The sequence below is a fragment of the Methylomonas koyamae genome, from assembly GCF_001644025.1.
In the GTDB taxonomy this organism is placed as follows: Bacteria; Pseudomonadota; Gammaproteobacteria; order Methylococcales; family Methylomonadaceae; genus Methylomonas; species Methylomonas koyamae_A.
The window spans coordinates 1-8731 of record NZ_LUUK01000065.1; the positions used below are offsets into that span (position 1 = coordinate 1).

The following is an 8731-nucleotide window of genomic DNA, read 5'->3' on the forward strand; positions in this document are numbered from 1 at the left end:
CCCCAATGCCCCAATGTTTCAAGGGAATTTACTGAACGCGAGTCGAAATGCCGAAGCCACAAGCCAAGACCTATGGAACTACCGGTTGGCGAGACTACAATCAATTGTTGAAACGCGGTGGCTCGATGCTGCTATGGATCGACAAAGAGATGGACTGGTAGGCCGGCTGGCAGCGGAAAACGCGGTCGGGATGAAAAGTTTTCGGATGCAGCGATTCAATTTTGCCTGATGGTCAAGAATCTATTCGGTCTGGTGTTACGGCAGGCCAGCGGTAGGTGGCCAGTCTGTTGAAATTGTTGGGCCTCGATTGGCCAATGCCCGATTACACAACGCTTTGCCGTCGCCAACAGCGTTTACAGGTCTGCATTTCTTGTCGTCCTAATCCGAACGGTTTACAACTATTGGTCGATAGCACGGGCGTCAAAATCTTGGGTGAAGGCGAATAGAAAACCAAGAAGCGTAGCGCCGAGTATCGCCGGCAATGGCGTAAGGTTCACCTGGGAATCGACTCCGAAACCCTGGAAATTCGGGCGATTGAAGTCACCTCGAATCGGGTTGGCGATGCCCAGGTTTTGCCGGATTTGCTCAATCAAATTCCAGGCGAGGAAGGCATCGAATTCGTCAGCGGTAATGGTGCGTATGACACCAAAAAGAGTCACACCGCGATTGCCGAGCGGGACGCCGAGGCAATGATCCCAGTGCGCAAGAACAGCAAGCCATGGAAAGAAAATACCCCGGGCGCTAGCGTCCCCTACTTGCCACCGAAAGGCTAGGGAAGGCCATCTGGAAAAAATGGAGCGGGTATCATCGTCGAAGTCTGGTGGAAACCAAAATGCGTTGCTTCAAACTGCTGGGCGAACGGGTCAATGCACGATGCTTCGATAGCCAGCTCGCCGAACTGCAAATTCGCGCAGCACTACTAAATCGGTTTACCCGGCTAGGCACACCGATTACGGTGGCTATACCCTAAATCCGTCAAGCGAATTGGGGTAGGGGAGGTTTGCGCGATACGGGATTTATGCAACAAAGCCCTTCAGTGAATAGTTCAGTATTCATTCACTCTCAAGACTGGAGGTCGGTGAAGTGATCGGCTTTTCCGGTTTTTACGCCAAACTCTCGCGTAAAGATGATTTAGACGTCTCTATAGAATGCCAAGCACATTAAGCCTGACTACCGGCATACTGTCATGCGCGCTGCCACTTCCTACGAATTACCGATTACACGATATTCTATCTTCAAATGGGCGTGAGATGTGGGGCTGTCATCGGGTCAGATGCCAGAAGGTATCAGTTCGGTCAAAAACAGCCAAACAGAACAGAATTACCAGTCTTAGATGTCCAACCCAAAGAAGGCATTGGGAGTGCTGAATTCACGAACCGCACCGATCGCGAACGATGTGCTTCACGCTGTTCAGCATATCCATGGCCCTCCGAATTTTCGTTTTTGTTGCAAAACGATCAGGATTGCTGAATTCGTGCGGCTTCCTGCAGATCTGCTATCAACTGCTGCGGCTCTTCTTGATAGCGGCGCATGAGTTCCGGAGGGGCTGCGGTATGCTGGTCGTAAATGACGCTCCAGCGGCTAATTTCGAGTAGCACAGGTACCAGATCAAGCGCTTTTTCAGTTAGCTCATAAAACACTTGGCGTTTGTCTTCGGGCTTGTGTTTACGGATAACGAGTCCGTCCGCTTCCATTTTCTTCAGTCGCGAAGCCAGAATATTGGTTGCGATTCCTTCTTTTGAAGTCATCAACTCCCGGTAATGCCGTTTGCCGCTTAGCATCAGATCGCGAAGTACGATCAGCGTCCACCGGTCTCCGAACACCTCAAGAGCATAATCAATTGGACATCTATTTTTGAGCTGAGAGTCGGACATTTGCTTTATTGACTTGCATTTTGCAATTGAAATAGGATAATTAGTTGCATATTGCAAGTATATCAATCCAAGCTTATTCCGCAAATCACGTTCATCAGGAGATCGTCAATGTCGCCGACAAATGCTACTGCCACCAATATCTCGTTGCCGCGGATCTACACGGCTCCTTGCATTATTGTCGGCTCGGTCGCCGCTTGGTTATTCTGGCTATTAGCCGGTGAACATTGGGCTGTTCCCCCGGAGTTGCTTGTATCTCCCATGGCCGCGCTTTTTATGCTGACGGCTTTGGTATGGCTGATGATGGTCGTCGCGCGCAATGTTGCCGTTATTCGAGGGCATGCGTCGATCAGGTATTTCGCGGATTACAAGGCGGATGTTCCAGCCGACGATCGATTCGAGCGTCCGGCTCGAACGTTCAATAATCTAATGCAAGTACCCGCGCTTTTTTATGTGATTTGTCTATTGATGCTTGTCGAGAAAAACGCCGACAACGTTCAAATCGTTCTGGCCTGGGCTTTTGTTGTACTCAGGTATGCCCATGCCATTATCTATATGGCGGTAAACTGGGTGCCGTATCGCTTCGCGACTTGGGCTTCAAGCTGCATCGTTCTGGGCGCACTTTGGTTTCGCTTTGTGACGGCGGTAGGGTTGGGATAAGCTTGGATGGAATCCGGACGACCGGACGAACATTGGCTCGGTTCATGAGATTTGGCCCCAATTCTCGCCGGTGTTGCCGTTTTCGATTGGCCGCTTGGCCGTTTTGAAAAAGCCCCTGTCACAGGGGCTTAAAAAGTGGCTATTGGTCTTGTTCGACCAATGCCTGTTTGAATTGTCTAACATCGTCATTGTCCACGCGATCGTACAGCTCCGCCACGGACAAGGCAGACCATGCTCAGTTGAATTTCACCTTGCTGATCGATGATGCCTTGTAGAAAGCCATAGATATTCGGAACGGTAAATTCCAAGGACTTCACCGTTTCGAAATCCGCCTCCAAGCGTTTCTGTTCCGCCGACGACAAGCGCGACGTGACTTGGGTTGAGCGTAAAATGCTGGCCCAGGCCCGATTCTTCAGATCGTGATAGCGTTTGAACAGTGCCCGCTTCACTGCATCCGAAGATGACTCGTCATCACTGCTGAGACCGCTATGATTGCGCCAGTACAGAATGAGTTTTTTAGGCGCTGTGAACTGTTGCAATCGACCCGTTTCGGCCAATCGCGCCTCCTCATCGGATGGTTGCTCAGTAATATTAAGAGACAGACACATATTTCCAGTGAACGGCTGGGAACCTTGAAAAGAGGTCATTCAGAGGCCGCCTGCCACGCACCTGTACCCGACAATGCCCATTTGGCTATAGATTCTTGCTAATCAGGTCAAATTAAACGTTTGATCTGTCGCTTTTTGGTTGGTACGCCCAATTCTTCTGTAAACCAATGAAATAAGTAGCCTTGTATTTTAAGCTATCTCTGTGATAGGGTTGCTCGAAATTTTCTCATTATATAGTAACGATTTCGGATTTTCGGAAGCTACTATTTCATTATTTATGGGCAGCTTATGTATCCTTTTTAACCATTCAGCCTAAAAACGCAGTTGAGCTTAAAGAAAGCTAATAAGTAATTGAAATTATATAGGGTATTTCGAATTTAGCATTCTCCATTATGGTGAGTGCTTATATATGTGCAACCTATTGAATCATAAATATTACAAACCATTTTTAAATTTCGATTGCGGAATTTAGGTTCAGGCTATGTGGCTGCTCACATTAATGGGTATTGCTAGTAATTCTGAGGTTAAAGATAATATGAAATACATCATCATCTTATTGACAGCTGCGTTCCTGGTTTTTAGCGCTATGGCCGGGTTTGCTAATGATGCCTATCCTAACTTCACGGTCAAAGGTTTCGGAACTGTGGGCGTCAGCGGCACGGATACCGACCGGATCGGTTTTCGGCGTGACGTCAAACAGTCAACGGGGGTGACCAACGGCTGGGGGTTTGACAACGATTCTCGCCTGGGATTGCAGCTCGATACCGACTTAAATGAGTCATGGCACGCGACCGTGCAATGGGTGGCGCGAAATACCACAGGTGATTTTTTTGAACAAAATCTTGATTGGGCATTTCTGCGCTGGCGACCGGTTGACGACCTGGATATTCGGGTGGGACGGCTGGGCTTCGATGTGTTTATGCTATCGGAATACCGTAATGTTGGTTATGCCTATCCTTGGATACGTCCTCCCCATGAATTTTACGGAGGCATCCCCGTCTACCATTTTGACGGCGCCGACATCGCGAAAAAATTCGCGGTCGGCGAGGGTACATTGACCATCAAAGCTTTCAGTGGCTACAATTTCGTTCAAGTCCCCGTTGGCATTTCGAACTCAGCGGACCAAGGCAGTCTCAATGTCGGCGGCAAGCTGGCCTATGAATACGGCAACTGGAACGCCCGTATCGGTTACGCCTATGCGGTGAATGCATTAGAGTTAGCACCGTTGCAACCGCTGTTAGACTCGCTCAACAGCGCGCCGGTCAATGCGGTCTGGCCAGGCGCCCAGTCTTTCAGTCAACGAATTTCAGGCAAGAACAAGTCCGTGCATTACAGCTCCATCGGCTTGGCCTATGACGACGGACTATGGCTGGCGCAGATGGAAGCGTCTTATGTCAATTCGGACATAGGTGTCTTTCCCAGCGTAGCCAGCGGCTACTTCAGCGCGGGCAGACGCTTTGGGAAGGTGACGCTGTACTCGCTGTTCGGCATTTCGGAGTCGTTGAACAGCCAAGTCAATGTTTCCAATCCGCTAGTTCCCGTTCCTTCTGTAATCGAGCTGCGAAACGCAACCGATCAAGCGCTCAATAACAGCGGCGTGGACGAAAAATCGGTCTCTTTAGGTCTGCGCTGGGATGTCTACGAGAATATTGCCCTGAAGACGCAATGGACTCATTACTGGTTGGGTAATAACGGCGCCGCTTTGTGGCTTCAGCCTGAGTCCGCTCTAACACCCGACACGGTCAACGTCTGGTCCGTCGGCATGGACTTCGTGTTCTGAGTATGAGAAATCGCCTCATTTCACTACTGCTGGTCCTCTACATGCCATTGGCGCAAGCGGAGTTAGCAGTCATCGCGCATATCAATAACAACATTGATAGCCTCACGGCGCAACAAGTGCAGGATATTTTTATGGGCCGAGTCCGCACCTTTCCCAACGGCAAGTTTGCCCTGCCCATGGATCAATCCTCGTCCCTTCGCGCCGAATTTTACGAAAAACTAACTGGGCGCCCCGTTGAACAGATTAATGCCTACTGGGCGAGAATCATGTTTACGGGACAAGCTTCGCCCCCGCAACAACTCCCGGACGATAAGGCGGTAATGCAGACAGTACGCGAAAACGAAGGCGCCATCGGCTATATCGATAAAACACGGGTGGACAAAACCGTTCGCGTCCTGCTGCTACTTAATCGATGACCGCCGTGAAAAAACGCTATCTTTACCACAAACTGGCAAAATCAGTTTTTTGGGCTGCCTTGCTGTTAACGGTATTTACTTCGGTGCTTTATTTCTATGCGGAATTCAGACGATCCAAAGAAAAAACCGTGATTATGATCAACCAGTTGCTTGATACGGTGGAAAGCACCTCTGCAATTGCAGCTTATTCCAATAACAGCAGTATCGGCGAGGATGTTCTCAAGGGCTTGCTGCGCAATGACATCGTGCATGAAGCCCAATTGAGCAATAACCAAGGCCTGCAGTTGACGAAGGCACGAAATACCGAAGTGCCAAAGCAAGACCAGATCATTCGCATACTGCGCTCGCCGTTTGGGGAAGCAGAAGTCATTGGCCGCCTCACCGTCACCCCGGAAGCGCAATACAATCTCTTGGAAGCTCGGCACAGCGCCTTGTTCAGCGCGCTGAATTCATCCGCGCTGATCGGGCTAACTGCGCTGATCGTATTATTGATGGTGCGCTCATCGCTGTCACGTCCATTAATGAAAGTGTCCGATACCCTGCATGCCATCATGGCTGGTGAACAAGAGCGCCTGGAACCGCTGCCGCATAATCAGGATGAACTCGGTCAACTGGTGGAGGACATCAATGGTCTGCTGGAAACCTTGCAGGAAAAATTTAAAACCGAACATACCCTGCGTGAGGAAATCGAGATCATTGAAAAACAGTTGCGCGATATTTTTGAAACGACGAGTGCCGGGATTTTCTTGCTGGATGAAGCCGGCAGACTAAAAACGGTTAATCCCATCTTGAGCAAAGTCATCGGCTTGCGGCATTTATCCACAATAGAGCTGCTGGGGCAGGATTTTGCGGAACTGGCTTTTGCCGAGCCGGCAATCGTGCGCGAACTGATGTATAGGGCCGTGGAACGCCGTCAAACCGTATCCCAGGATCTGTGCTTAAAAAATCTTACTTCCTGGGTGCACTGCATGCTCTCGCTGCAAATCTCCAACAGGTTTAGTCCGTGTTTCGAAGGCGTCGTGTACGACATCACCGACCGCGTGGCGGCAGAGACCCGTATCCGGCACGAAGCCGACCATGATTCGTTGACCGGCTTGTTGCGTAGACAAGCTGCAGAGCGGCAGCTTACCAGCCTTATCCACGCGCGAAGAGACCAGGACAATGCCCCGGTTATACTCTTGCTTGATTTGGATCGCTTCAAAGAAATTAACGATACCTACGGACATGATGCCGGTGATCGGGTGTTGGTAGAAACCGCCGCCCGCTTGGAGAATTGCGTGCGCACCAGCGATATCGTCGCCAGGCTGGGAGGCGACGAATTTCTGATTGTGCTGGTGAACTGTGCATCCGTCGAACACGTCCGTCAGATCGCCGGAGACATCGTTTTGGCTATTGGCAAACCTATCCAGCTCAATTCAACCCAGAACGTAACGATGGGCGTTAGTATCGGAATTTGTATAGAAGAGGGTAGCAGCCAGACTTTGGAGGAACTGTACAAGCAGGCCGATCAAGCGATGTACGAGGTCAAGCGTCAGGGCAGAAACGGCTTTGCCATGACCTTGGCAGATGGCACCATCGTAGTGGAAAAAGTCGCGATCGATGGATAGTACCGTCATTTGTAAGCTGTCATTCAGGTCGTCGGGCAATGCTGTTTTGTCTTTATGCCAACGCGAAGCAACGTAAGGGTCACACAACGTAAGGGTCACACAACGTAAGGGGCAGGTCTTGCAATCAACCATCTAAAGCTAAACTGACAGGCAAGTACCCATTCAACTGCTGTAATGGTCAACAAAAATCGGACACCTGTTTAGGCAGCGTTTTTTGAAAACGCCCGCTCGAATTCGATCGGGGATTGATAGCCCAATGTTGAGTGCGATCGACGACCGTTGTAAAAAGCCAAATAGTCGATCACGCTCAGTTTCGCCGCCGCTTGGGTTTTGAATTTTTCGTAGTTGAGCTGTTCATGCTTCAAGCTGCGGAAAAAGCGTTCCGTCGGCGAAATATCCCAACAATTGCCTTTTCGGCTCATGCTCTGTTCCATCTTCATCACAGCTAAATGTTGACGATATTCCCGACTGGCATACTGGCTGCCACGATCCGAATGATGCAGCAGACCAGGCGGCGGTTTGCGACGCCAGAAGGCCATTTGTAATGTGTTGACACAGAGCGAGGTCCGCATGTGGTCGTCAATCGCGCAGCCCACCACTCGGCGGGGAGACCAGATCGATCACGACCGCGACATAAAGCCAGCCCTGCAGCGTCCAGACATAGGTAATATCCGTGGTCCACACTTGATTGGGCTGAGCGACCTTGAATTGGCGGTCCAGCCGGTTGGGCGATATGGCCTCAGTGTGGTTGTTGTCCGTGGTCACTTTAAATCGTTTGGGGTAGCGAACGTTTAACTTCAACTCCCGCATGATCCGCCGAGTTTTAAAGCGGCCAACGGCAAAACCTTGCTTCTGCAATCGATCCGCTAAACGACGCGAACCGAAGCTCTGCTTGTTGTCGGTAAAATTCTGCCGCACTGTTTCGGCAAGTTTCTGATCTTGATGTGTTTTGTCTTCGTCAGGTGGACTGTTACACCAAGCATAATAAGCGCTGGTGCTCATCTGCATCACTCGACACAGCACGGTGACTGGATGCGTCTTCTGTTGCGCCTGCATAAATCCGTGGACTTTACTCGGCTTCTTTCGCAAAGAAGACGGCGGCCTTTTTTAAGATTTCGCGCTCAATCCGCAGTTGTTCCTTTTCCTTGCGTAACCGGACCAATTCGTCATGATCCGCCAGATTCAGGCAAGACTTTTTGGTCGCCGATTCGTTGGCCGAAGGCTTGCGTTCTGCTCGTACCCAGCGGCCCAGTGCGCTTTGCGATATACCCAAATGATCGGCCGCTTGCTGCTGGCTGTAGCCTTTTTCAAGAACCAGTCTGGCGGCATCTTGTTTGAATTCCAAACTGTATTTCGGTCGATTGTGTTTTTTGTCGTTACTCATGGTCACCTCTGCTTGTAGTATAAATTCTGCCTTTAGAAGTGTCCGAGATTATTAGACCATTTCAAGGCCGACTATCATGAAAATATTGGACATAACACCTACCTAAGCGGCATATCTTGATCGGGCATGGGTAAATCGACCGGCGATGACTCTGGCTCTTCCAAAATACTTCGGCTACCCGCACGATCAGTTTCGTCCATTCGGCCATATGATGTCGATGAACTAAAGAAGTTAGTAAACGACAGCAAATTTTAAAACGCAAACAAACAATTTTTTCAAAATATTTCAAATATCATTATCCAACGAATGCTAATTTTAATAAAGCTGGTAAAATAACCATTTCTAACCTGATTGCTTTTTAACCCTATGATCGACATCCAAAACCTATCCCAAGACGAACTTCAA

At 49.7% G+C, this 8731-nt stretch carries 9 protein-coding genes and 1 pseudogene; 5 read left to right on the top strand and 5 right to left on the bottom strand.

Going from position 1 to position 8731, the window contains the following annotated elements:
• Positions 1-47 precede the first annotated feature (47 nt).
• Positions 48-970 (top strand): annotated as a pseudogene (locus tag A1355_RS06085) (IS5 family transposase).
• A 487-nt stretch (positions 971-1457) separates the two neighbouring features.
• Here the strand turns inward: A1355_RS06085 and A1355_RS06090 are convergent.
• A complete protein-coding gene (locus A1355_RS06090) occupies positions 1458-1931 on the bottom strand; it encodes a winged helix-turn-helix transcriptional regulator (RefSeq protein WP_231883580.1) in 474 nt (157 codons plus the stop codon).
• Positions 1932-1982: 51 nt separating this feature from the next.
• Between A1355_RS06090 and A1355_RS06095 the strand changes: the two genes are divergently transcribed.
• Positions 1983-2531: an MAPEG family protein gene (locus A1355_RS06095; protein ID WP_064026061.1), complete on the top strand. Its 549-nt coding sequence runs from the start codon at positions 1983-1985 to the stop codon at positions 2529-2531.
• Positions 2532-2716: 185 nt separating this feature from the next.
• Here A1355_RS06095 and A1355_RS26030 read toward each other — a convergent pair whose 3' ends face one another.
• Positions 2717-3178, bottom strand: coding sequence for a DUF4942 domain-containing protein (locus A1355_RS26030; protein WP_231883581.1), 462 nt, complete (start codon positions 3176-3178; stop codon positions 2717-2719).
• 496 nt (positions 3179-3674) lie between these two features.
• On the opposite strand from A1355_RS26030, the gene A1355_RS06105 reads away from it, so the two are divergent.
• From A1355_RS06105 to A1355_RS06115, 3 genes are read left to right on the top strand one after another with little or no spacing between them, the layout of a single operon-like run.
• Positions 3675-4919 carry a hypothetical protein gene (locus A1355_RS06105; protein WP_064026053.1) on the top strand — a complete coding sequence of 415 codons (1245 nt, stop codon included), beginning with the start codon at positions 3675-3677 and terminating at the stop codon, positions 4917-4919.
• A 2-nt stretch (positions 4920-4921) separates the two neighbouring features.
• Positions 4922-5335, top strand: coding sequence for a hypothetical protein (locus tag A1355_RS06110; RefSeq protein ID WP_064026055.1), 414 nt, complete (start codon positions 4922-4924; stop codon positions 5333-5335).
• Positions 5332-6942 (top strand): diguanylate cyclase domain-containing protein, encoded by a 1611-nt coding sequence (locus tag A1355_RS06115; protein ID WP_064026057.1) that lies wholly within the window; start codon positions 5332-5334, stop codon positions 6940-6942. Before A1355_RS06110 ends, A1355_RS06115 begins: the two co-directional genes overlap by 4 nt.
• Positions 6943-7142: 200 nt before the next feature.
• Here A1355_RS06115 and A1355_RS24390 read toward each other — a convergent pair whose 3' ends face one another.
• From A1355_RS24390 to A1355_RS06125, 3 genes are read right to left on the bottom strand one after another with little or no spacing between them, the layout of a single operon-like run.
• Positions 7143-7514, bottom strand: a complete 372-nt coding sequence (locus A1355_RS24390; protein ID WP_082885386.1) for a DDE-type integrase/transposase/recombinase — start codon at positions 7512-7514, stop codon at positions 7143-7145.
• Positions 7515-7521: 7 nt separating this feature from the next.
• Entirely contained in the window at positions 7522-7998 is a 477-nt protein-coding gene (locus A1355_RS24395; RefSeq protein WP_082885387.1) for an IS3 family transposase, read from the bottom strand.
• A 13-nt stretch (positions 7999-8011) separates the two neighbouring features.
• A complete protein-coding gene (locus A1355_RS06125; RefSeq protein ID WP_064026059.1) occupies positions 8012-8326 on the bottom strand; it encodes a transposase in 315 nt (104 codons plus the stop codon).
• Positions 8327-8731 lie beyond the last annotated feature (405 nt).

Bases quoted from the DNA above. Each gene is read 5' to 3' on its own strand.
- A1355_RS06105 (WP_064026053.1), top strand. From the start codon at position 3,675: ATGAAATACATCATCATCTTATTGACAGCTGCGTTCCTGGTTTTTAGC.
- A1355_RS26030 (WP_231883581.1), bottom strand. From the start codon at position 3,178: ATGACCTCTTTTCAAGGTTCCCAGCCGTTCACTGGAAATATGTGTCTG.
- A1355_RS06095 (WP_064026061.1), top strand. From the start codon at position 1,983: ATGTCGCCGACAAATGCTACTGCCACCAATATCTCGTTGCCGCGGATC.
- A1355_RS06125 (WP_064026059.1), bottom strand. From the start codon at position 8,326: ATGAGTAACGACAAAAAACACAATCGACCGAAATACAGTTTGGAATTC.
- A1355_RS24395 (WP_082885387.1), bottom strand. From the start codon at position 7,998: ATGCAGGCGCAACAGAAGACGCATCCAGTCACCGTGCTGTGTCGAGTG.
- A1355_RS06115 (WP_064026057.1), top strand. From the start codon at position 5,332: ATGACCGCCGTGAAAAAACGCTATCTTTACCACAAACTGGCAAAATCA.
- A1355_RS06110 (WP_064026055.1), top strand. From the start codon at position 4,922: ATGAGAAATCGCCTCATTTCACTACTGCTGGTCCTCTACATGCCATTG.
- A1355_RS24390 (WP_082885386.1), bottom strand. From the start codon at position 7,514: ATGCGGACCTCGCTCTGTGTCAACACATTACAAATGGCCTTCTGGCGT.